This is a genomic window from Cobetia sp. D5 (assembly GCF_035666195.1).
Taxonomy (GTDB): Bacteria; Pseudomonadota; Gammaproteobacteria; order Pseudomonadales; family Halomonadaceae; genus Cobetia; species Cobetia amphilecti.
In genome coordinates this window covers 76,378-95,957 of the sequence record NZ_CP142020.1, presented here as the reverse complement: position 1 = coordinate 95,957, position 19,580 = coordinate 76,378, and the positions used below count along the sequence as shown (strand labels likewise).

Annotated in this window: 19 protein-coding genes; 9 read left to right on the top strand and 10 right to left on the bottom strand. The window is 64.7% G+C overall.

The genetic code is table 11. The annotated features are described in order from the left end of the window. Positions 1-41: 41 nt before the first annotated feature. Together U0O11_RS00435 and U0O11_RS00430 are read left to right on the top strand one after the other, a co-directional pair. Positions 42-647, top strand: coding sequence for a TIGR02444 family protein (locus tag U0O11_RS00435; RefSeq protein WP_324691042.1), 606 nt, complete (start codon positions 42-44; stop codon positions 645-647). 139 nt (positions 648-786) lie between these two features. After that, a complete protein-coding gene (locus tag U0O11_RS00430) occupies positions 787-1,494 on the top strand; it encodes an FKBP-type peptidyl-prolyl cis-trans isomerase (protein WP_043333314.1) in 708 nt (235 codons plus the stop codon). Positions 1,495-2,032: 538 nt separating this feature from the next. Here U0O11_RS00430 and U0O11_RS00425 read toward each other — a convergent pair. Both U0O11_RS00425 and U0O11_RS00420 read right to left on the bottom strand, forming a co-directional pair. Next, positions 2,033-2,752, bottom strand: coding sequence for an SCO family protein (locus tag U0O11_RS00425; RefSeq protein ID WP_324691040.1), 720 nt, complete (start codon positions 2,750-2,752; stop codon positions 2,033-2,035). Positions 2,753-2,816: 64 nt separating this feature from the next. Next, complete coding sequence (locus U0O11_RS00420) at positions 2,817-3,410, bottom strand: hypothetical protein (protein WP_052384509.1); 594 nt, start codon at positions 3,408-3,410, stop codon at positions 2,817-2,819. A 267-nt stretch (positions 3,411-3,677) separates the two neighbouring features. Here U0O11_RS00420 and U0O11_RS00415 point away from each other — a divergent pair, with 267 nt between their 5' ends. Continuing rightward, positions 3,678-4,607 (top strand): AEC family transporter, encoded by a 930-nt coding sequence (locus U0O11_RS00415; protein ID WP_216061138.1) that lies wholly within the window; start codon positions 3,678-3,680, stop codon positions 4,605-4,607. A gap of 323 nt (positions 4,608-4,930) precedes the next feature. Here the strand turns inward: U0O11_RS00415 and U0O11_RS00410 are convergent, their stop codons facing one another. The 4 genes from U0O11_RS00410 to thiS all read right to left on the bottom strand — a co-directional run bounded on the left by U0O11_RS00410 (position 4,931) and on the right by thiS (position 8,051). Next, on the bottom strand, positions 4,931-5,848 hold the full coding sequence (locus tag U0O11_RS00410; protein ID WP_324691038.1) for a putative RNA methyltransferase: 918 nt from the start codon (positions 5,846-5,848) through the stop codon (positions 4,931-4,933). A gap of 189 nt (positions 5,849-6,037) precedes the next feature. Next, on the bottom strand, positions 6,038-6,877 hold the full coding sequence (gene trmB / locus U0O11_RS00405; protein WP_082388702.1) for a tRNA (guanosine(46)-N7)-methyltransferase TrmB: 840 nt from the start codon (positions 6,875-6,877) through the stop codon (positions 6,038-6,040). Positions 6,878-6,937: 60 nt separating this feature from the next. Next, positions 6,938-7,771 (bottom strand): thiazole synthase, encoded by an 834-nt coding sequence (locus U0O11_RS00400; protein ID WP_052384900.1) that lies wholly within the window; start codon positions 7,769-7,771, stop codon positions 6,938-6,940. A gap of 79 nt (positions 7,772-7,850) precedes the next feature. After that, complete coding sequence (thiS, locus tag U0O11_RS00395) at positions 7,851-8,051, bottom strand: sulfur carrier protein ThiS (RefSeq protein ID WP_324691035.1); 201 nt, start codon at positions 8,049-8,051, stop codon at positions 7,851-7,853. Between the two features lie 99 nt (positions 8,052-8,150). Between thiS and U0O11_RS00390 the strand changes: the two genes are divergently transcribed. Beyond that, entirely contained in the window at positions 8,151-8,570 is a 420-nt protein-coding gene (locus U0O11_RS00390; RefSeq protein ID WP_043336980.1) for a DUF423 domain-containing protein, read from the top strand. Between the two features lie 38 nt (positions 8,571-8,608). On the opposite strand, the gene U0O11_RS00385 is transcribed toward U0O11_RS00390, so the two are convergent. Together U0O11_RS00385 and U0O11_RS00380 are read right to left on the bottom strand one after the other, a co-directional pair. After that, positions 8,609-9,025, bottom strand: a complete 417-nt coding sequence (locus U0O11_RS00385; RefSeq protein ID WP_043336979.1) for a PaaI family thioesterase — start codon at positions 9,023-9,025, stop codon at positions 8,609-8,611. A 197-nt stretch (positions 9,026-9,222) separates the two neighbouring features. After that, a complete protein-coding gene (locus U0O11_RS00380; protein WP_324691032.1) occupies positions 9,223-11,403 on the bottom strand; it encodes a malate synthase G in 2,181 nt (726 codons plus the stop codon). A gap of 408 nt (positions 11,404-11,811) precedes the next feature. On the opposite strand from U0O11_RS00380, the gene U0O11_RS00375 reads away from it, so the two are divergent. The 4 genes from U0O11_RS00375 (at position 11,812) to U0O11_RS00360 (ending at position 15,688) form a co-directional block, all read left to right on the top strand. Further along, a complete protein-coding gene (locus tag U0O11_RS00375) occupies positions 11,812-12,804 on the top strand; it encodes an alpha/beta hydrolase (protein ID WP_043336976.1) in 993 nt (330 codons plus the stop codon). After that, complete coding sequence (locus U0O11_RS00370; protein WP_324691030.1) at positions 12,801-13,328, top strand: hypothetical protein; 528 nt, start codon at positions 12,801-12,803, stop codon at positions 13,326-13,328. Before U0O11_RS00375 ends, U0O11_RS00370 begins: the two co-directional genes overlap by 4 nt. A gap of 98 nt (positions 13,329-13,426) precedes the next feature. Further along, positions 13,427-14,578, top strand: a complete 1,152-nt coding sequence (locus U0O11_RS00365) for a pyridoxal phosphate-dependent aminotransferase (protein ID WP_324691028.1) — start codon at positions 13,427-13,429, stop codon at positions 14,576-14,578. 24 nt (positions 14,579-14,602) lie between these two features. Next, positions 14,603-15,688: an Lnb N-terminal periplasmic domain-containing protein gene (locus U0O11_RS00360; RefSeq protein ID WP_324691026.1), complete on the top strand. Its 1,086-nt coding sequence runs from the start codon at positions 14,603-14,605 to the stop codon at positions 15,686-15,688. Between the two features lie 34 nt (positions 15,689-15,722). On the opposite strand, the gene U0O11_RS00355 is transcribed toward U0O11_RS00360, so the two are convergent. After that, on the bottom strand, positions 15,723-17,267 hold the full coding sequence (locus U0O11_RS00355) for a YifB family Mg chelatase-like AAA ATPase (RefSeq protein ID WP_324691024.1): 1,545 nt from the start codon (positions 17,265-17,267) through the stop codon (positions 15,723-15,725). A gap of 1,169 nt (positions 17,268-18,436) precedes the next feature. On the opposite strand from U0O11_RS00355, the gene U0O11_RS00350 reads away from it, so the two are divergent. After that, positions 18,437-18,715 carry a CBU_0592 family membrane protein gene (locus U0O11_RS00350; protein ID WP_043331581.1) on the top strand — a complete coding sequence of 93 codons (279 nt, stop codon included), beginning with the start codon at positions 18,437-18,439 and terminating at the stop codon, positions 18,713-18,715. A gap of 94 nt (positions 18,716-18,809) precedes the next feature. Here U0O11_RS00350 and U0O11_RS00345 read toward each other — a convergent pair whose 3' ends face one another. Next, positions 18,810-19,184 (bottom strand): accessory factor UbiK family protein, encoded by a 375-nt coding sequence (locus U0O11_RS00345; RefSeq protein ID WP_192839057.1) that lies wholly within the window; start codon positions 19,182-19,184, stop codon positions 18,810-18,812. Positions 19,185-19,580: the final 396 nt, after the last annotated feature.

The window sequence follows — 19,580 nt, the reverse complement described above, 5'->3', positions numbered from 1 at the left end:
ATGAAGAGACATCATCCGTGACACACGAAGAGGCCGACTTGATGGGCGCATATTCTATCGGATTGTGGGACTACGCGCTGTCTCTGTATGCCCTGCCCGGCGAGGTCGGCTCTGCGGGCAACCCTCAGCCGACGCCGGACATGATGAGTACCTGCCTGCTGCTGCAGGACGAGGCAGGCCTCGATGTCTGCGAGCTGCTGTGGATTCACTGGCTGGCCGCCCACGGCATCGCCCTCGCCGCCTCGCCCACTCGTTTGCTGGAAGACGTGCGCGACTGGCAGGGCTGGATGACCGGCATGTTGCGCGAGCGGCGCCGCCAGCTGAAGCAGGAGCTGACGACGCTGCCCGCGACCCAGGACCCGGCCGCGGTGCAACGCCTGGGACGCCTCTATCAGCAGCTCAAGGCCTGCGAGCTTTCCGCCGAGCAGGAAACCCTCGCCCAGCTGGAAGGGCTGAGTCCTGCGCTGTCGTCAGCCGAAGGCGCGACCGGCCTGCGGGCGCCCTTCGCGCATGTCGCGGACCCGCTGCAGGCCTTTCAGCAATCGCTGGCCCTGCTGAGCGGCAAGACGACCCTCACCGTGGGGGACCACCCGTCGGCACGTGCCCTGCGCAGGCTGGCACTGGCCCGCGTGCCCGCCGGCGCCTGACAGCGCCAGCGAGATGCGGAACTTGTACGCGGCTGGTAGAGTCGGAGTAACACTAGTGCCCGAGGCAGGCCATGCCGCCTCGGTGCCAATTGCGTGTTTCGGGCCCGTCTCAGGCCCATTCCATCCTGAAGGAGTTTTCATGAAACAGCTGGTCAGTGCCGTCGCGCTCGGCGCCCTCCTGGTCACCCCGTTCAGCTTTGCCGCCGATGACAGCCTCGCAGACGAGCAGGCACAGCTCAGCTATGGCATCGGTGCGACTCTGGGCAAGAGCCTTTCCCAGGACATCACCGATCTGGATCTCGACGCCTTCACTCAAGCCGTGCGTGATGTCTACGCCAAGGGCGACATGAAGATGAGCGACCAGGAAATCGCGGATTCGCTTTCCCGCTTCCAGCAGAAGAAGATGGAAGAGCAGAAGAAGATGGTCGAGCAGGAAGCGACCGACAACAAGGCAGAGGGTGACAAGTTCCTCGCCGACAACGCCAAGAAGGATGGCGTGAAGACACTGGATTCCGGCCTGCAGTACAAGGTGCTGGAATCCGGTGACGGCGCGACCCCGTCCGCTGAAGATACCGTCAAGGTGAACTACGAAGGCAAGCTGCTGGACGGCACCGTCTTCGACAGCTCCTATCAGCGTGGCGAGCCGGTCAGCTTCAAGGTCAACCAGGTCATCAAGGGTTGGCAGGAAGCACTGCAGGAAATGAGCGTCGGCGACACCTGGATGCTCTACGTCCCGGCCGAGCTTGCCTACGGCAAGGCTGGCACCGGCGGCCCGATCGGCCCGAACGAGACGCTGACCTTCAAGGTCGAGCTGCTCGACGTGACCAAGGCCGACGCCAAGCAGTAATGGCGGCGTGAGCCTCCCCTGCTGGTAACCGGCAGGCACTGCTGCCGGTAGCAACGAAAGAGCCGCCCATCGGGCGGCTCTTTGCGTTTCTGGCAAGGCCGGATGAGGGCCAGTGGCAAGCTCATCCAAGCGCATGCTGCGCACAGGACAACGGTGCATGCCATCACTACGGCAATAGCTGATGTCCGCTGATTCTCCCCTCCAGAAGGCCCGATGCGGACGCCGCCAGCCTGTGGATAAATCTGTGGGGAAGCTATTGACCACAGGTTGACAACCGGCCTTTCCGGTGCCTGTCGCGGCAGTGATGCTGGTTGAACGCAAAGCAACCACTGACTTGATATTTTTAGTCGATATCGCGTAACAGTTTGTTTTTACTAGCCTTTATAAATCAGCACTTGACGGCACTGCGTTGCGCGTTCGAGGCGTCATGATTATCCACAAAATTTTCCTTGAGCGCTTGCCAACTTGTGGACAATGTGTATTTCACCCCTGAAAAAGGCCTCAAGACGCGGCTCGATCAGCGGGTGCCACTCAGCGCTCAATCAGCGGTCTCGCTCAGGACACGCGTCACGCCAGCGCGAACACCGGCCGGCCTCGGCGTGAAAGGAATACGATCGTAGATGCGTCCCTGGGCAGAGACGAGATAGAGCGCGGCGCCATGATCGATGGTGTAACTCAGCGCGGAGTCCTGTGCGTCGACACGCCGATAGCTGACGCCATAGCGCCGCGCCACATCGGCGAGTGCCGCCTGACTGCCGGTGATGCCCTGAAAGCGCGGCCCGAAGTGCCCGGTGTATTCGGCCAGCCGGGCAGGCGTGTCGCGCTCGGGGTCCAGCGAGACCATCACCGGCACCACGCGCGCCGCCGCCTGCGGTGGCAGTTCAGACATCACCTGACGCAGCGTCGCCAGCGTCATCGGGCAGACATCCGGGCACTGGGTATAGCCGAAGTAGAGCGCGACGACCGGCGTGGCCTGCGCGTCTGCGGCCTCGCCCATCGTCACCTCCGCGAGCGTGAAGTCACCCTGCTGTGATTCGAGCTGGATGGGGCCGCCCAGACTGGCCCAGGCCTGCATGCCCGCGACCGGTGCCAGGTCCTGCTGCGCCTGCTGCCAGGCGACACCGGCACCGATCACGGCCGCCAGGCCGACGGCACCCAGCAACCACCAGCGTCTGGCGACGCCCTTGTCCAGCTGATGGCTCTCTTGTTGTCGGCGAGTGCCTGCCTGCCCGTCCTGTGACTTTCGCTCTGCGCCCATCCCTGCCTCCCGGTGCCTTCATGCCTGAAACGATGTCCCTGCCGGCCGGGCTCAGCGCCAGCGGCTAGCTGCCCTGATGCGTCGGGCGGGTATCACTGCGAAACAATTGATCGACCGAGCTTTCGAGCTGCTCCGCCGTGGTGGCCTGCGGGTGGCTATCGAAATCGAACCAGCTGCCCAGTCGGCCACGCTCGGTGGTGACGATCACCTGCGCACGCCACGCCATGGTCGCGCTGCTGCAGAACCCCAGCTGCCCCTCCCCCTGCCAATGCTGGCGCTCGAGGCTCTGGGCATCGGTGGTGTTCAGCACGCTGCGCTTCACGCCCATGTCCATGTGGCGGCCGATGAAGTCCACCTCGACCCCCTCCGGTGAGACGCCTTCCGTCATCACGCGAATGCCCAGCGGCGTCAGCGGACTGATATCGCCCTCCAGCGCCAGGGTAATACGCCCGAAGCGGCCCAGCTCGGCAGTACAGGGGGCATGATTGAGCTCGCAGGACTGATTGGGCGCAAACCAGGTCACCTTGCCGTTGCTGCCGTCGCGTACCAGGTAATAGTCGATCAGGTAATACAGCGAGACCACGATGGTGATCAGCGTGACGATGATCAGCAGATTGAGCAGCCGCGGGCGGGCATTGTCTTCTTCTACGCGATACATGGCAGTTCCGGCAACGGTCCGGCAGCGCATCGACAGGCAAGGCGCCCCGAATGGGAAAGAAAGTGACGTGATGGGAATGGTCTGCGCTCAGCCACGGCATGACGCCAGCACGTGACCGGCGAACAAGACCTGAGTCCAAGTGCAGCGCTGAGCGAGTCATGACAAGCTTACCAGCCCGCCTCACCGCGGTAGCAGGCGAGACATCATGTCACGCGCACGCCACATCGCTCTCAAGGCATTCGCACTCAGCCCCGACAAGGAGTCAGCATGGCAAGTGTACAGCAGGCGCTCGGCCCCCTCTTCCTGTTGATCCTCGCGGGGGCGCTACTCGGGTGGAAGCGCTTCCCCGGCGAAGGCTTCTGGAGTGAACTGGAGCGTCTGATCTATTACGTGCTGTTCCCCGCCATGCTGGTGTCCACGCTGGCGCGTGCCGACATGGCCAGCGTACCGGTCGTGGCGCTGGCCAGCGTGATGCTGGGCGCGATGCTGCTGTTCGCCGCCGCGCTATGGCTGAGCTGGCGTCACGCGCCGGACTGGCTTAGCCGTCATATGGGCGACGCCGCCTCCTTTACCTCGCTCTTCCAGGGCAGCATCCGCTTCAACAGCTACGTCGGTGTGGCCGGGGCAGCAGCGCTGCATGGCAGTGCCGGGGCGACCGTCGCGGCCGTGGCGCTGGCGCTGATGGTGCCCGTCGCCAACCTGCTGTGCGTGATGGCCTTCATCGGGGCAGGCACCCTGGGCGAAGGCGGTCTGCTGCGCTCGCTCAAGGCGCTGACCCGCAATCCGCTGGTGCTGGCGTGTCTGGCCGGCACGGCGCTCAACCTGAGCGGCATCGGCTTGCCGGGCTGGAGTGGCGATGCCATCAGCCTACTGGGGCGCGCCGCCTTGCCGCTCGGCCTGGTCGCGGTGGGCGTGGCGCTGCGCCCGCGTGTGCTGGTGAGCAGTGGCAGCGTGGCGTGGCTGGCGAGCCTGCTGAAGCTGCTGGCGATGCCGGCACTGGTGGTCGTGCTCTGCCGCTGGTTCGGCCTCGAGGGAGTGGCGCGTGATGTGGCGATTCTGTTCGCGGCGCTGCCCACCGCGACCTCCGCCTATATTCTGGCCCGCCAGCTGGGCGGAAATGCCGAGCTGATGGCGGCGTTGATCACCGCCCAGACGCTGCTGGCGATGCTGACCCTGCCCCTGTGGCTGGCGACCTGAGCTCTTGTCGACCTGAGCTCCTATCGAGCTGTCGAGCTGTCGAGCTGTCGAGCTGTCGAGCTGACGACCGCACATCCGAACGCGACGTGAGAGCGCGCAGTGCGCGCAGCGCACAACAAAATGCGCAAAGCGCACAAGAAAAAGGGCATCCCCAGATGAGGATGCCCAAGACCGTGACTAGCTTGATGAGGAGAAACACCGTAGCGGGGGCCTGACTCCGCCGCTACGGCTGGGCTTGCGCCCTGCGATGTCTGCCCGGACACCGCACAAACAAGATAATCATTCTCATTTGCTTTTGCAAGGCAAATGCGAAGAATTTCTATTTAAGCTTTATCTTGTGCATCCTCGAGCGAGAACACCCTCAGCTCCGCATGCAATTCGACCTCCAACGCCGTCATGGCTTCCGCACGCGCCAGGCCATCACGCTCGGCGCGATACAGATGCGGCGTCATGGTCAGCAGGTCCCGAATCTGCTCATTGCTGGTCAATGACAGCCCCGCATGCAGATGCTCGACCTCGCCACTGATGGCGAAGCCAGCGGACTCGGCAGCGCTCAGTCCGGCCTCACCACGCGCGGGCTTCAGCTCGCGGTAGAGAATCTTGCGCAACGCCAGCAGATGCTCGGCCCCCGCTTCCAGTAACACGACGTAGCCACCGGGCTTGAGGACACGCGCGAATTCCTGCCAGACAGGGAAGCCGAAGGCGCAGATGACGACATCCACGCATGCATCTTCCAGCGGCAGGGCGGCGTTGGTGCCCACCAGCCAGGCGGCATCACGTGACTGCTTCGCCGCGGCCAGCACCGCGTGCTTGGAGATATCCAGCCCCGCCGCCGTCAGCGAGAGATTCTGCTCACCGGCAGCGCACGCCAGCTGACGCAGATAGAAGCCTTCGCCGCAGCCGGCATCCAGCACGGCCAGCGGCGCCTGAGTCGACTGGGCCGCTGCCAATGCCAGCACACGACTGGCCAAGGCTGATGCAAGAGGCTGATAGCCGCCCAACGCGAACAGACGCTGGCGGGCACTGACCATCGCCTTGCTGTCGCCGGGGTCCAGGCTGCGCTTGCGCTGCACCGGCAGCAGATTGACATGCCCCTGGCGTGCGATATCGAAGCGATGCCCGTCGGCACAGCACCAGCTCTGGCTGTCACGTACCAGCGGCTGGGCATCCAGCGGACAGGTCAGGGCCGTCAGCGGGGTCATGGTCGGGCGATCAGCCGAATCGGCGGTAAGCGTCGTCATGGTCAGCAACTCTCGGGACGAGGAAAGAAAGGGACAGCAAACACGGCAAGCGGCACAGACCGCCACGCAGGCAAATGGCCTTGGCACGCAGAACCGCGCCATGGCAATGGGCCTCACACGCAAGCGGCCACCCGAAGGCGGCCGCGATACAGCGTCATGAAGACGCCGCCACTGCGCACGAGGCGCTGATCAGTCCTGCTTGACGAAGATCAGGTCCCACACGCCGTGGCCGAGACGCTCGCCGCGCTGTTCGAACTTGGTCAGCGGACGGAAGTCCGGACGCGGCACGTAGGGTGCGGTTTCCGCCGGAGCGGTGTTGGCAAAGCCCGGTGCTTCGGCCATCTCTTCCGCCATCGCTTCGGCGTAGTTAGCCCAGTCGGTCGCCATGTGGAAGTGGCCGCCCGGCTTGAGCACACGACGCACCAGCTCGACGAAGGCCGGCTGAACGATACGACGCTTGTGGTGCTTCTTCTTCGGCCACGGATCCGGGAAGAACAGCTGGAAGGTGTCGGCACAACCGGCCGGCACGCAATCCGCCAGCACTTCCAGCGCGTCGTGACGATAGACACGCAGGTTGGTCAGGCCCAGCTTGTCGACATCATCCAGCAGCTTGCCGACGCCCGGCGCGTGCACTTCGATGCCGATGAAGTCGGTATCCGGGTTGGCCTGTGCCTGTTCACACAGTGACTTGCCCATGCCGAAGCCGACTTCGATCACCAGCGGTGCCCGACGCCCGAACAGCGCCTCGAGATCCAGCTCGCCCTGCTCGTGACGCAGGCCAAGGCGCGGGAAGACCTCTTCGAGCCCACGGGTCTGGGCCTGGGTCATGCGGCCACCACGAATCACGTAGCTCTTGATGCCACGCTTGCGGGCGACGGCTTCATCGGCAACGGAAGGGGTCGCTGGCGCGCTTTCGGTCTGCACGCTCTCGGGCTGCGCGCTCTCGTTCTGCACACTTTCTTGCTGCGCATCGTCAGCGGGAGCAGAAGTGGACGTGTCGTCCTGCGGCTTGGAAGTCTCGTCAGTCATGGGGTCGTCTTGGTCTTTGCATGAACGATGCGCGAGCATCGGATTCGAATGTTTCAGGGCTCAGCCGGTGATCAGGCCAGCGCCCGGTGAGGAAGCACGTGCCGTCAGGCGAGTCGGCATGCGGCCGGCCAGGAAGGCACCACGGCCGGAAATCACGGCCTGACGCATGGCATCTGCCATCAACAGCGGCTGGCGCGCGTGGGCGATGGCGCTGTTCATCAGCACGCCATCACAGCCCAGCTCCATGGCGAAGGCGGCTTCTGACGCCGTACCCAGACCCGCATCGACCAGCACCGGCACATTGGCGCGCTCGATGATCAGCGATAGGGTGTGCGGGTTGAGAATGCCGAGGCCGGAGCCGATCAGCGAGCCCAGCGGCATGATGGCGCAGCAGCCGATTTCCTCGAGCTGGCGCGCGACGATGGGGTCGTCGGAGGTATACACCATCACATCGAAGCCATCGGCGACCAGCTCTTCAGCGGCCTTGAGCGTCTCGACGATATTGGGATACAGCGTGTCCTGATCGCCCAGCACTTCCAGCTTGACCAGGTTGTGGCCATCCAGCAGTTCACGGGCCAGCTTGCAGGTACGCACCGCGTCACGCGCGTTGTAGCAGCCGGCGGTGTTGGGCAGGAAGGTATAGCGATCCGGTGACAGCACGTCGAGCAGGTTCGGCTCGTCAGCGTTCTGGCCCAGGTTGGTACGGCGGACCGCAAAGGTGACCACTTCCGCGCCGGACGTCTCGATGGCGGAGCGTGTCTCGTCCATGTCCTTGTACTTGCCGGTACCGACCAGCAGGCGCGAGGAGAACTCGCGACCGGCGACGATCAACGGGCTGTCGCCGGCGACCTGGGTGACGGGGTTGTTCAATGTCGGGGCAGAACTGTCTGTCATGATGACCTCATCGAGCTGGACGTGAACGCGCTGAGCGCGAGCGAGTAGTGAAAAGTGTCAATCCTGGAAACAGGACGGATCAGCCACCACCGATGGCATGGACGATCTCGATGCGGTCACCGGCATGCAGACGGGTGTCGGCGTGCGCGCTACGTGGCACGATGTCTTCATTGCGTTCCACTGCCAGTCGGCGGCCCTGGAGACCGAGACTCTCGACCAGAGCGGCAATCGTCGTGGCGTCCGTCACCACGTGGTCTTCACCGTTGAGCTGTATCTGCATGCTGTCCTCCCGCGAAAAGAGGCCGCTATTGTAGCGGCTTTACGTGGACAGGCGTAGGCACATCGTGCCGCGCCACCTGCCCTCAAGGAATTATTGTCTATGCGTCACAACGACTCCCACTCCCGCCACTGGTGGCTGGCCATGGGACTGGCCGGCATGTCCACCGTCGCGCTGGGAGCCTTCGCCAGTCATGGTCTGCGCGGCACCCTGAGCGCGGACATGCTGCGCGTGTTCGAGACCGGCGTCCGCTATCAGATGTGGCACGTGCTGGCGGCGGTCGGGGTACTCGCCTGGCGCTCGGTGCAGCCGCTGCGCGGCCAGATGCTGACGCTGGGTCTGTGGGCCGCCGGCATCCTGATGTTCTCGGGGTCGCTGTATGCGCTGGCGACCACGGCGCGTACCCAGCTGGGCATCATCACACCCATCGGCGGCCTGCTGCTGATCGCCGGCTGGCTGAGCCTGGCCGTCACCGGCTGGCGTCAGCGCGGCAGCGAAGAGAAGGACATCAACAAGCTGTAGCGGACTGGCCCAAGGCGTTGCCCACGACCGCCTCGGGGTCAGTCATCGCTGTCCGGCAAGGTATAGGTCGCGGTCACGATGGCGACCGGGTCGGTGTCACCGTGGCTGAAAAGCTCGATCTCGCCGACGGCCAGCCGCCGACCCAGCTTGCGGATACGCGCGGTGGCCATCAGATCGCGGTCGCCGCGCGCGCGACGCAGGAAGTGGATGCTGAGGTCACTGGTGACGGCCATCGGCTCCGGGCCGATCTCGCCGAGAATCGCGACATACAGGCACACATCCGCCAGCGCCATCATCGTCGGCCCGGACACACAGCTGCCGGGACGCAGATGCTCGTCCTCGATGGCCAGCCCCATGGTCGCCCAGCGATCGCCGACGGCCTCGATGGTCCCCAGACGCTGGGGGAAGACTTCATCGAGGAAATCCTCGATGGCGGCGGCGCTCATCACGGGCATGACATTCTCCTCGACACACTGGGTCCGATCGCGCGGTTACGCGGTTTCTGGGGCAAGGCTAGCGGCAAATGCGGTCTCGGGAAACATGCGCCTGGCAAAATAGTGGCCGGGCAATTCCTGCTCGGCGACAGACGACAACGGCGACCCAGGGTCGCCGTTGTCGTGTTCACTGTTTCCTGTCGTCAGCCGCCCTGCGATCAGCGCGCCTGCTGCTTTTTCTCGAGACGACGGCGATGCAGGACCGGCTCGGTGTAGCCGCTCGGCTGCACACGCCCCTGGAAGACCAGCTCGCAGGCGGCCTGGAAGGCGATGGAGCCCTCGAGGTCATCCGTCATCGCCTGATAGCTGGGGTCCGCGGCATTCTGGCGGTCCACCACGCCGGCCATGCGCTCCAGCGTGTCCTGCACCTGGGCAGTGTCGACGATGCCGTGATGCAGCCAGTTGGCGATGTGCTGGCTGGAGATACGCAGCGTGGCGCGGTCTTCCATCAGGCCGACATCGTGGATGTCCGGCACCTTGGAGCAGCCGGTGCCGTGATCGATCCAGCGCACCACATAACCGAGGATCCCCTGGGCATTGTTGTCCAGCTCGGCCTGGATCTCCTCGGCGCTCCACTGGGGATCGAGCTCCAGCGGGATGGTCAGCAGGTCATCGAGGCTGGCACGCGGACGGCTGAGCAGATCATGCTGCACGTCCTTCACCGAGACCTGATGATAGTGCAGCGCGTGCAGCACGGCGGCGGTCGGTGACGGCACCCAGGCGGTGTTGGCACCGGCGCGCGGGTGGCCGATCTTCTGCTCGAGCATCGCGGCCATCAGGTCGGGCATGGCCCACATGCCCTTGCCGATCTGGGCGCGACCGCGCAGGCCACATTCCAGGCCGACATCCACGTTCCATTTCTCGTAGGCCTGAATCCAGGCGGCGCCCTTCATGTCGCCCTTGCGCAGCATCGGGCCGGCTTCCATCGAGGTGTGCATCTCGTCACCGGTGCGGTCCAGGAAGCCGGTGTTGATGAAGGCCACGCGGGAACTGGCGGCCGCGATGCAGGCCTTGAGGTTGACGGTGGTGCGGCGCTCCTCATCCATGATGCCCATCTTGAGCGTGGAGTCCGGCAGCCCCAGCAGCTGCTCGACCCGCGCGAACAGCTCATCGGCGAAGGCGACTTCCTCGGGGCCATGCATCTTGGGCTTGACGATGTAGACGGAGCCGGTGCGCGAGTTGCAGATGCCGCCGCGGTCCTGCTTGTCGCCCTTGAGGTCGTGCAGCGCGATCAGGCTGGTGAAGATGGCATCCATGATGCCTTCCGGCGCTTCGCTGCCGTCCTCGAGCAGGATGGCCGGGTTGGTCATCAGATGACCGACGTTGCGAATCAGCATCAGCGAGCGACCATGCAGCACACGCGTGGTGCCATCGGCGCCGGTGTATTCGCGGTCCGCATTCAGCTTGCGCGTCATGCTGCGGCCATTCTTCTCCAGCGTCTCGGTCAGATCGCCCTTCATCAGGCCCAGCCAGTTGCGATAAACCGTCACCTTGTCTTCGGCATCGACGGCGGCTACCGAGTCCTCGCAGTCCATGATGGTGGAAAGCGCGGCCTCCATGATCAGGTCACTGACATTGGCGGGATCGGTCTTGCCGATGGGGTGCTCGGCATCGATCACAAGCTCGGCGTGCAGGCCGTTGTGGGCGAAGATGATCGCGCTCGGCGCGCTTTCATCGCCGCGATAACCGAGGAAGCGTTCCGGCGACTTGAGGCTGAGGTCACGTCCTCCGGCACGCACCAGCAGATGACCATCACGAATCGTATAGCCTTCGCTGTCGTGGTGACTGCCGCCGGCCAGCGGCGCGATGGTATCCAGCACCTGGCGCGCATAGGCGACGACCTTGGCGCCGCGCGCCGGGTTGTAGTCCTTGCCACGCTCGGCGCCATCTTCCTCGCTGATCGCGTCGGTGCCGTAGAGCGCATCATAGAGGGAGCCCCAGCGCGCATTGGCGGCATTCAGGGAGTAGCGGGCATTCATCACCGGCACCACTAGCTGCGGGCCGGCCTGCTGGCAGATCTCGCTATCCACGAAGGCGGTGCTGGCTTCGACCGTGTTCGGCTCCGGCAGCAGATAGCCGATCCTGTGCAGAAACGCCTTGTAGGCCTCGAGGTCTACCTTGCCCGGATGCTCGCGGTGCCAGGCATCGATCTCGCTCTGCAGCTGCTCGCGGGTCGCCAGCAGTTCGCGGTTGCGCGGTGCCAGCTCGTGCAGCAGTGAATCGACACCCGCCCAGAAGGTCTCCGGCGCGATCCCTGTGCCCGGCAGCGCTTCCTGCTCGATGAAGCGGTGCAGGCTGGCGTCGATGGCCAGGCGCTGAAGTTGAATACGGTCGGTCATGCGTTTGCTCTCCCTGAAAACGAATCGCTGGAAACCCTCAACGGCTGACAACACTGCAAGCAGTGGTGTTCAAAAGGATTTTCGCCAGACGGCACTCACTGGCGCGGCGTTTGACGCGACTGCTGACGCGCGGCCGCCCGACAAGCGTGAGCCATCGAGACGCCGAGCAGGAAGACGCTGTCACCTGCCGGGCGGGGACGAATCCCATCACCATACCCGATGGCGAGGCCGGCGAAAGGACTGCTATGACCAATGAACAAGCTCATGGAGCCCGATTACCCGCCCAGCGTTGATTCCGCGTCGCTGTTGTTGCTCGGCGACAGGCGGGGAAAACAGTGAAGAAACACTGTTCTTTGTGTAGCTCGCAGCCGCGCCAGCCGCTAGCATGGCAGCATTATGGAGATGACCATGCCCGATTTCAGTGAACTGCTCGACCACGGCCCCTTTATCCGCCTGCCTGACATGCTGCCGGGCCAGACGTCCAGTCCACTGGAGCGTTACCTGGGCCATTATGGTCTCGATGCGCTGCGCAGCGAGGACATCGCCGTGCATGCCGGCCACCTGGAGGCCGGGGGCTTTCGCCTGTGGGCCCAGCTGTGGACACCGCGCAAGCCGCGCGGCACCGTCTTCGTGGTCCACGGCTACTTCGACCACCTCGCCCTCTATCGCCATCTGCTGGCGCATCTGCTGCGCAACGGCTGGCAGGTCGCCTTGTGGGACCTGCCGGGGCATGGCCTGTCATCCGGCGAGCCCGCCTCCATCGATGACTTCGGCGACTATGTCGGCTGCCTGCAGGCCTTCCAGGATTACCTGGAAGACCACAGCCTGGCGCCGCACCCGTGGTTCGGCATCGGCCAGAGCACCGGCGGCTCGGTGCTGGCCACCGACGCCCTGATGCGCGGCGATGAATCGCGCTGGCAGGGAATCGCCCTGCTCGCACCGCTGGTACGGCCGTGGGGCTGGTCGCAGTCACGCTGGCTGCACAGCATGGCGCGCCCCTTCATCGATTCCATTCCGCGCAAGTACCGCGCGAATACCAATGATGTGGCCTTCTACGAGTTCCTCAGCACCAATGATCCGCTGCAGGCCGATCGCCTCGCGGTGAAGTGGGTGACGGCGATGCGGGAGTGGATTCCCCGTCTGCGCGCCCTGCCCCCCTGCTCACTGCCGACCCTGATCCTGCAGGGCGAGCAGGACACCACCGTCGATTGGCAGTGGAATCTCGGCGTACTGGCCAGCAAGTTCCCCAATGCGCGCATCTATCGCCACCCCGAGGCCCAGCACCATCTGGTCAATGAAGCCGAGCCGATTCGCAAGGAGCTGTTTGCCGAGCTGGACGCCTTCCTCGATGCCCTGTCGCAGCGCCCGTCAGACCTGCCGCAGCAGGGGCGCACGGCATGATGGCCATGCATCGCCTGCGCATGCTGGCCGCGACCCTGCTACTCTCCACGCTGGCGGGCTGCATGAGCCTGGACCAGGTGCCGCGTGCCGAACGCGACCCCATCTATGGTCTCGGCCAGAGCGCGGCGCGCCTGATCGCCGAGCAGCCCTGGACACCCCCGCTCGAACAACAGGTATTGCTGCTCGCGCCGCCCGAGGTGGATACCACGCTGCAGGCCAACCCGGGGGCGCTGAACGAGGCGCTGACCCGCGCACTGCTGGCGCTCAAGAACGGGCCTCAGGTGCTCAACTGGAGCACTGACCGCCCCGCCGTCGATAGCCGTCAGTGGCGTCTCGAGACCACTCTCGAGGCCAGCGGCGCCGCACTGACCCTGTCAGACCGCACGCTGCAGCCGTATCAGCTGCAGCTGACACTGGTCCGCAGCGCCAGTGCCGAGCGCAATGAGACGCGCACCTTCACCCTGAGCGGCGCCTTCGACCAGGCGGCCCTCGAGTCGCTGGCGCGCAATCACCCCGCGCCCTGAGCTCCGAGTCTTGAGCTCTAAGTCTTGCGCCCAGCTGCGCCGAGGTCCCCGCCACCTCTGATACACCCTTTACCGTTTTCTGCTTTTCCGGAGCCAACATGACCACCGCCAGTCCCCGTCGCTTTCTTGCCCACCTCTATCAGGATGGGCCGCATAACCCGTTCCCCGGCATCAAGGCGCTGGAACGCAGACTGGGACACGCGCTGCCATATCAGTATGGCTCCAACGAAGGGCTCGACATGCCGCACCACACGCTGGGCGGCACGCTGGGCACTGCCCTGGCCGACCTGAGCCGCAGCTATGCCGACGCCGATGCCTGGCAACTGCGCCAGCAACTGGCTGAGCGCCTGGGAGTCGCCTACGAGAACCTGCTGGTCGACGCCGGTGCCGACAGCCTGCTGGCACTGGTGATGCGCGCCACCGTCTGTACGGGCGAGCGCGTGATCACCAGCGCCGGCACCTATCCGACCCTGGCGTACTTCGCCCGCGGGCTGGGTGCCGAGGTCATCGAGGTGCCCTACAGCGAGAGCTTCGCCACGGCCGATGACGCCTCATCGTCGCGACTGGCACCGGACCTCGCGGCGCTGCTCGCCGCGGCAAGGCAGCATGAGGCCCGCGTCGTCTATCTCGCCAACCCCGATAACCCCAGCGGCCACCTGCATTCTGACGCCGATGTGCGCGCCTTGCGCGACGCCCTGCCGGAGAACTGCAGCCTGCTGCTGGACGAGGCCTATCACGACTTCCGCCCGGACGCCGCCCACGCCGACCATGCGCCGATGGCACGCACCTTCCGCCTGCGTACCTTCTCCAAGGCCTATGGGCTGGCGGGCCTGCGTCTCGGCTTCATGATCGCCGAGCCTGACGATGTCGCCATGCTGACCAAGGTGCGGATTCACTTCGCGGTCAGCGCCCCGGCAATGGCGGCAGGTGAGTTGCTGCTGGCGCACCCTGAAGAGGCGGCAGCGCATGTCGCCGGCGTGATTGACTGTCGCGATCGACTTGCCGAGCATCTGCGCTCGCTGGGCGCGGAAGTGCTGCCCAGCGCGACCAACTTCCTCTGCGTGCGCCTCAAGAGCGCCGAACTGGCAGCGCAGGTGCAGCAGCAATTGATGGCTCAAGGCGTGCTGATCACTCGCTCTCCGCATCCTTCGCTTGGCCATATCCTGCGCATCTCGACACTCGAGGACAGTCTGGTGCCGGGCCGTCTGGCGCGTCTCGAGCAGGCTATCGCCGAAGAGCGCCGTTCATGAACGATTTATCGTGAGGGCCTCGCGATGACGCTGGTCAGTCTCGCGGCTCGCGCCTTGAGCAGCCTCGCCGTGGTGGGCGCGAGCCTCTGGCTGGTGCCCGCACTGTGGTTCCGCCTGCCGGGGCCGGAAGGGCTGCGCACCACCGTGGCTGCTCTCGCAGCGGTGCTGGGGCTCGTGTGCGTGATTGCCCTGTGGTGGCCGCAGGCCAGCGCGATTCGCTGGCGGCTGATGGGCAGCTACCTGATGCTGCTGGTCGCAAGCCTTGCCTGGTGGGCCAGCATCACGCCACAGGCCGACCGCGACTGGGCACCGGAGGTGGCGCATCTGGTCGAGGGGCAGGTGGTCACGCCAGCACGGGACGAGGCATCGCCGGCAAGCGCCAGGGCCGAGGCTGCCACGCAGGGTGAAGTGCTGCATCTCGAGCAGGTACGCAACTTCGTGTGGCACAGCGCCGAGGATTACACGCCGCGCTGGGAAAGCCGCGACTATCCGCTGGAGGAGCTGACCTCGGTGGACCTGCTGACCAGTCACTGGATGGGGCCGCAGATCGCCCACACACTGGTCAGCTTCGGCTTTGCCGATGGCAGCTATCTGGCCTTCTCGGTAGAGATCCGCAAGGAGCGCACCGAGCAGTTCTCGACCCTCGGCGGCATGTTCAAGCAGTACGAACTGGCGGTGATCGCCGCCGACGAACGCGACATCATCCGCGTGCGCAGCAACATGCGCGGCGAGCAGGTACACCTCTATCGGGTGCAGATGCCGCGCGAGATGATCCGCGAGCTGTTGCTAGCCTACGTCGACGAAGCCGAGACATTGCGCACTCAGCCACGCTTCTACAACACCGCCACCAGCAACTGCACCACCCTCGTCTACGCGATGATGACGCGCCTGACCGACGGCCTGCCGCTGGACTACCGTCTGCTGCTCTCCGGTTATCTGCCGGAATATGTCGCGGACCAGGACGCCCTGAGTGACGCTGCGCCCTTCGCGGAACTCAAGGCCAACAGCCTGATCAATCCCGCCGCCATCGCCGCCGACGATCACCCGGACGGCGACTTCTCACGCCTGATTCGTGCAGGTATTCCCGGCGCGAACAGCCCCTCCTACTGAGCCCGAACAGGGCTGACATCCTGACCCGCCGACATCAGGCGCTGCGCTGCTGGGCGCCTGCCCCCGGGCGAGCCGGGTCCCTGCCCATCATGCGGTCCAGCTGGCGATAGCCGATGGCCTCCATCAGCTGCGGCCGCTGCACACCGTCCTGGTCGATCAGATCACTGAGTGTCAGCGCGACCCGCAGCACCCGGTGATAGGCGCGCGCCGAGAGATTGAGGCGTGACAGCACACCGGCCAGCCACTGGCGCTCGCCGTCTTCCAGCTGACAGGCGGCTTCCAGCGCGTGGGTATCCAGATGAGCATTCAGGCCGCCGCGTGCCAATTGACGCGCGCGAGCGGCCAGCACTCGTTCGCGCACGCCGGCCGAGGCCTCGCCGGGGGTGGCGGATGTCAGCTCCTCGGCGGGCAGGCCCGGCACCTCGACCTGCAGGTCGATGCGGTCCAGCAACGGGCCGGACAGACGCGCCTGATAGCGCTGGATCTGCGCTGGGGTGCAGCTGCAATTGCGGCGGCTGTCGCCGAGGTAGCCGCAGGGGCAGGGGTTCATCGCCGCGACCAACTGGAAGCGCGCCGGGAAACGGCGTTGATGGCTGGCGCGCGAGATCAGGATACGGCCACTCTCCAGCGGCTCGCGCATCACTTCCAGCACGCCACGGTCGAACTCCGCCAGCTCATCCAGAAACAGCACGCCATGATGCGCCAGCGACACCTCGCCCGGGCGCGGCTTGGAGCCACCGCCCACCAACGCGACCCCACTGGCCGTGTGGTGCGGGGCACGAAAAGGCCGCTGACCCCAGCGCTCCATGATCGGCAGACCACATACCGAGCGCACCGCCGCGACTTCCAGCGCCTCACCTTCGCCCAGTGGCGGCAAGATGCCGGACAGGCGACTGGCCAGCATCGTCTTGCCGGTGCCCGGCGGACCAGCGAACAGCAGGTTGTGGCCGCCGGCCGCGGCGATCTCCAATGCCCTGCGTGCCTGATGCTGGCCACGCACCTCGCTCAGGTCGGGCTCCGGCAGGCGCGCCTGAGGAATGATCGAACACACATGTGGCGTGAGGCGCTCGCGCCCCAGCAGGTGAGCCACCAGCTCCAGTAGATGACCCACCGCCAGTACTTCCAACTCCTCGGCGAGCGCCGCCTCGTCGGCATTGCCGCGCGGCACCACCAGCGCCCGCCCCGCCTTGCGACAGCAGAGCGCGGCTGGCAGCACGCCGGTCACGGCGCGGATGCTGCCATCCAGCGCCAGCTCGCCGAGGCACTCCATCGCTGCCACAGCCTCTTCCGGTATCTGCCCGGAGGCGACCAGAATCCCCAGCGCAATGGGCAGATCGAAGCGCCCACCTTCCTTGGGGAGATCCGCTGGCGCCAGATTGAGGGTGATACGGCGCGCCGGAAACTCGAAGCCGGCATTGAGCAGCGCACTGCGCACCCGCTCGCGACTCTCCTTCACCGCCGCTTCCGGCAAGCCGACGATGGACAGCCCCGGCAAGCCGTTGGAAAGGTGTACCTCGACCTGAACTTCCGGTGCCTCGAGACCAAGTGACGCGCGCGTGCGCAACATTGCCAATGACATGAGCCTTCCCTGCGTAATGCCGCCTCTCAGTTGCACGGCGCAATCGGAGCAGGCACTGGCCTGCCATGAGCGCGAAGGCACACACCGCTGCCAACCGTCCCAGCATGGCAAACCTCATACTCCCCAGAAGGCGAGCGCCTCAACGCTCGGGCGCTCGACAATTGCCGCAAGGCTTCGCATACCCCCACGACACTGCCATGCGCCGCCTGGAAATACGTGTTCAGGTGACGATTCTCGCGCCTATAACGTAAATTTCTTTACGCCTCAGGCTCACGTAATTACTGGATACGTAACAAACAGACAGACTGTGGATAAGATTACATAATCATTGCGTGTGGACATTTTTTGAGCGCTCAAAACTTCATCATTCAAGGCACTGATACCATCGACGATCAAGCGAGCCAACGTCGGACCAGGACGCCCACAGCCCGATCTCAACTCACAGGCACCAACCAACAGAAATTAAACTCAATAACTGCAGGCAGGGTGCTTGGACGATCGACTCAGTCGAGTGATGAAAGCCATGTCAGAGATCAGATTGAGCCAGAGGAGCTCATGAGGCGCCTGGCAGAGAGGAGTCAGAGAAGGTGCATGCGCTGCGTTCGAGGACTTTGCACGAGCATCGGGTCGTTGATGCCGGGGGTTGGCGCCTGAGGGCCTGGCGCTGGGTGACGGCTTATTGCTGTCTGGTGATTGAGAGCGTCTGGTGCCCTGCATCTGCGACTGCGACTGCGGCTGCAATCGCGGCTGCCATTCAGCTTCACCCACCGCGACGCGCCCGGGTGCTGATGATGCGGGTCGCTCGCCAGCATTGCCGACAAACGCTCGCGGCGAATTAAAAGTAGCGGTTTTGGCAGCACTTTCCACGCAAAAGCGCCTGTTTTGGCGCATTTCAGCGCCACTAGTCGCCACATGGCCATGGTGTGAGGCCGACTCGATACCTGCCTGCACCAAGAAAGTGCTCATACAGGGGCGATAGCGCCCTCGAGAGAGCCACAAGAGTGCCGCCAGACGGGGACTGCTGTATATTTGATCGGTTGTCCCGGCCTTGCCGGGATGACCGCCAAGCTGTCTCACGGAACGCCGCCGCTGCGCGGCAGAGAATCGTCCAACCCACGGAAAGGGCCAGCCATTCAGGACGACTTCGGCTTGTTTCAGGAGCACTACCCATGCAAGACATGCTTGCCCCGCTAGCATCCCTGGCGGATGTGATCGGCATGCTGGGCACCACTCTGGTCGTCGGCGCCTTCTTCCTGCTGCAGATAGGCAGACTCGATGCCCGCAGCCTGACCTACAACCTGATGAATCTGAGCGGGGCGATCCTGCTGTTGATCAGCCTGTGCATCAATTTCAACCTCGCCAGCTTCGTGATCGAGATCTTCTGGATCATCGCCTCAGTGGTAGGTCTGGTGCGCTGGATGCTGGGCACTCGCCCCCAGACTGCCTGAGGCCGCCCCTGAGAATCAGCGGCGCCCATGACGCAAAAAACCGCCACGCCCCGAAAGGGCGTGGCGGTTTTGGTTCAGCCGTCACCTGAGGGGATCAGGCGTCGCGCTGGCGCTCGATTTCCGCGGCGTGACTGGCGGCTTCACGCTTCGCTACCGCGGCTTCCCCCTCGTCATCCACTGGCGTGGCGGGCTCGGCAGCCGGTGCATTGCCCGCCACCAGCCCCTGCTTCTCCAGCAGTGCCTCGAGGGCGATGACCTGCTTTTCCAGCGACTCGACGCGGCTGCGCGTACGCGTCAGCACATCCATCATGATGTCGAAGTCTTCACGCGAGACCAGTTCCATGCGGTCGAAGGCACCGCGCATCACCCCTTGCACGGACTTCTGCAGCTCTTCCGGGCCATGCGAGGCATCCTGCAGGCGCTCACCGATCTGCTGGGCCATACGCCCGATGACGTCATTCTTGAACATGCTGCACCTCAGCCGTTGCGGGCCGGCGGCCGCGTCGTGCGGACTGCCGGTCAGAAAATGATGACACCCCTGTACATGGGGCCGTCGTGTCCTGCTGCAAGGATACGCAACCCTCGAGTCGGGTGCATGCCCCGCATCGTCCTGCACCAGACAATCCTCATCGGCAGGCACACACCTGCACCACATTAGCACTTGCCCCCACACCCAAAGGCGCAGAAACAGCACCATTACGGTGCATGCCAGGTGACCTTCGGATTCAGCCATCTTTGCATAGGCCGAAAGACTGTCAGTCATCCTGCGATAACCAGATGAGTTACAAGGATTTTCAGCCGCATGGCACATCTCGTGCGATGCACTTGTCAGGAACAGGCCGCCAGCTCATCTGACTGGCCATGC

What these genes read in the sequence shown, in the direction of transcription:
- U0O11_RS00375 (WP_043336976.1), top strand. Translation starts at nt 11,812, where the DNA reads ATGCCCGATTTCAGTGAACTGCTCGACCACGGCCCCTTTATCCGCCTG.
- U0O11_RS00345 (WP_192839057.1), bottom strand. Translation starts at nt 19,184, where the DNA reads ATGTTCAAGAATGACGTCATCGGGCGTATGGCCCAGCAGATCGGTGAG.
- U0O11_RS00350 (WP_043331581.1), top strand. Translation starts at nt 18,437, where the DNA reads ATGCAAGACATGCTTGCCCCGCTAGCATCCCTGGCGGATGTGATCGGC.
- U0O11_RS00400 (WP_052384900.1), bottom strand. Translation starts at nt 7,771, where the DNA reads ATGACAGACAGTTCTGCCCCGACATTGAACAACCCCGTCACCCAGGTC.
- U0O11_RS00370 (WP_324691030.1), top strand. Translation starts at nt 12,801, where the DNA reads ATGATGGCCATGCATCGCCTGCGCATGCTGGCCGCGACCCTGCTACTC.
- U0O11_RS00430 (WP_043333314.1), top strand. Translation starts at nt 787, where the DNA reads ATGAAACAGCTGGTCAGTGCCGTCGCGCTCGGCGCCCTCCTGGTCACC.
- U0O11_RS00415 (WP_216061138.1), top strand. Translation starts at nt 3,678, where the DNA reads ATGGCAAGTGTACAGCAGGCGCTCGGCCCCCTCTTCCTGTTGATCCTC.
- U0O11_RS00425 (WP_324691040.1), bottom strand. Translation starts at nt 2,752, where the DNA reads ATGGGCGCAGAGCGAAAGTCACAGGACGGGCAGGCAGGCACTCGCCGA.
- U0O11_RS00410 (WP_324691038.1), bottom strand. Translation starts at nt 5,848, where the DNA reads ATGACGACGCTTACCGCCGATTCGGCTGATCGCCCGACCATGACCCCG.
- U0O11_RS00420 (WP_052384509.1), bottom strand. Translation starts at nt 3,410, where the DNA reads ATGTATCGCGTAGAAGAAGACAATGCCCGCCCGCGGCTGCTCAATCTG.
- U0O11_RS00360 (WP_324691026.1), top strand. Translation starts at nt 14,603, where the DNA reads ATGACGCTGGTCAGTCTCGCGGCTCGCGCCTTGAGCAGCCTCGCCGTG.
- U0O11_RS00435 (WP_324691042.1), top strand. Translation starts at nt 42, where the DNA reads ATGGGCGCATATTCTATCGGATTGTGGGACTACGCGCTGTCTCTGTAT.
- trmB (WP_082388702.1), bottom strand. Translation starts at nt 6,877, where the DNA reads ATGACTGACGAGACTTCCAAGCCGCAGGACGACACGTCCACTTCTGCT.
- U0O11_RS00355 (WP_324691024.1), bottom strand. Translation starts at nt 17,267, where the DNA reads ATGTCATTGGCAATGTTGCGCACGCGCGCGTCACTTGGTCTCGAGGCA.
- thiS (WP_324691035.1), bottom strand. Translation starts at nt 8,051, where the DNA reads ATGCAGATACAGCTCAACGGTGAAGACCACGTGGTGACGGACGCCACG.
- U0O11_RS00385 (WP_043336979.1), bottom strand. Translation starts at nt 9,025, where the DNA reads ATGCCCGTGATGAGCGCCGCCGCCATCGAGGATTTCCTCGATGAAGTC.
- U0O11_RS00390 (WP_043336980.1), top strand. Translation starts at nt 8,151, where the DNA reads ATGCGTCACAACGACTCCCACTCCCGCCACTGGTGGCTGGCCATGGGA.
- U0O11_RS00380 (WP_324691032.1), bottom strand. Translation starts at nt 11,403, where the DNA reads ATGACCGACCGTATTCAACTTCAGCGCCTGGCCATCGACGCCAGCCTG.
- U0O11_RS00365 (WP_324691028.1), top strand. Translation starts at nt 13,427, where the DNA reads ATGACCACCGCCAGTCCCCGTCGCTTTCTTGCCCACCTCTATCAGGAT.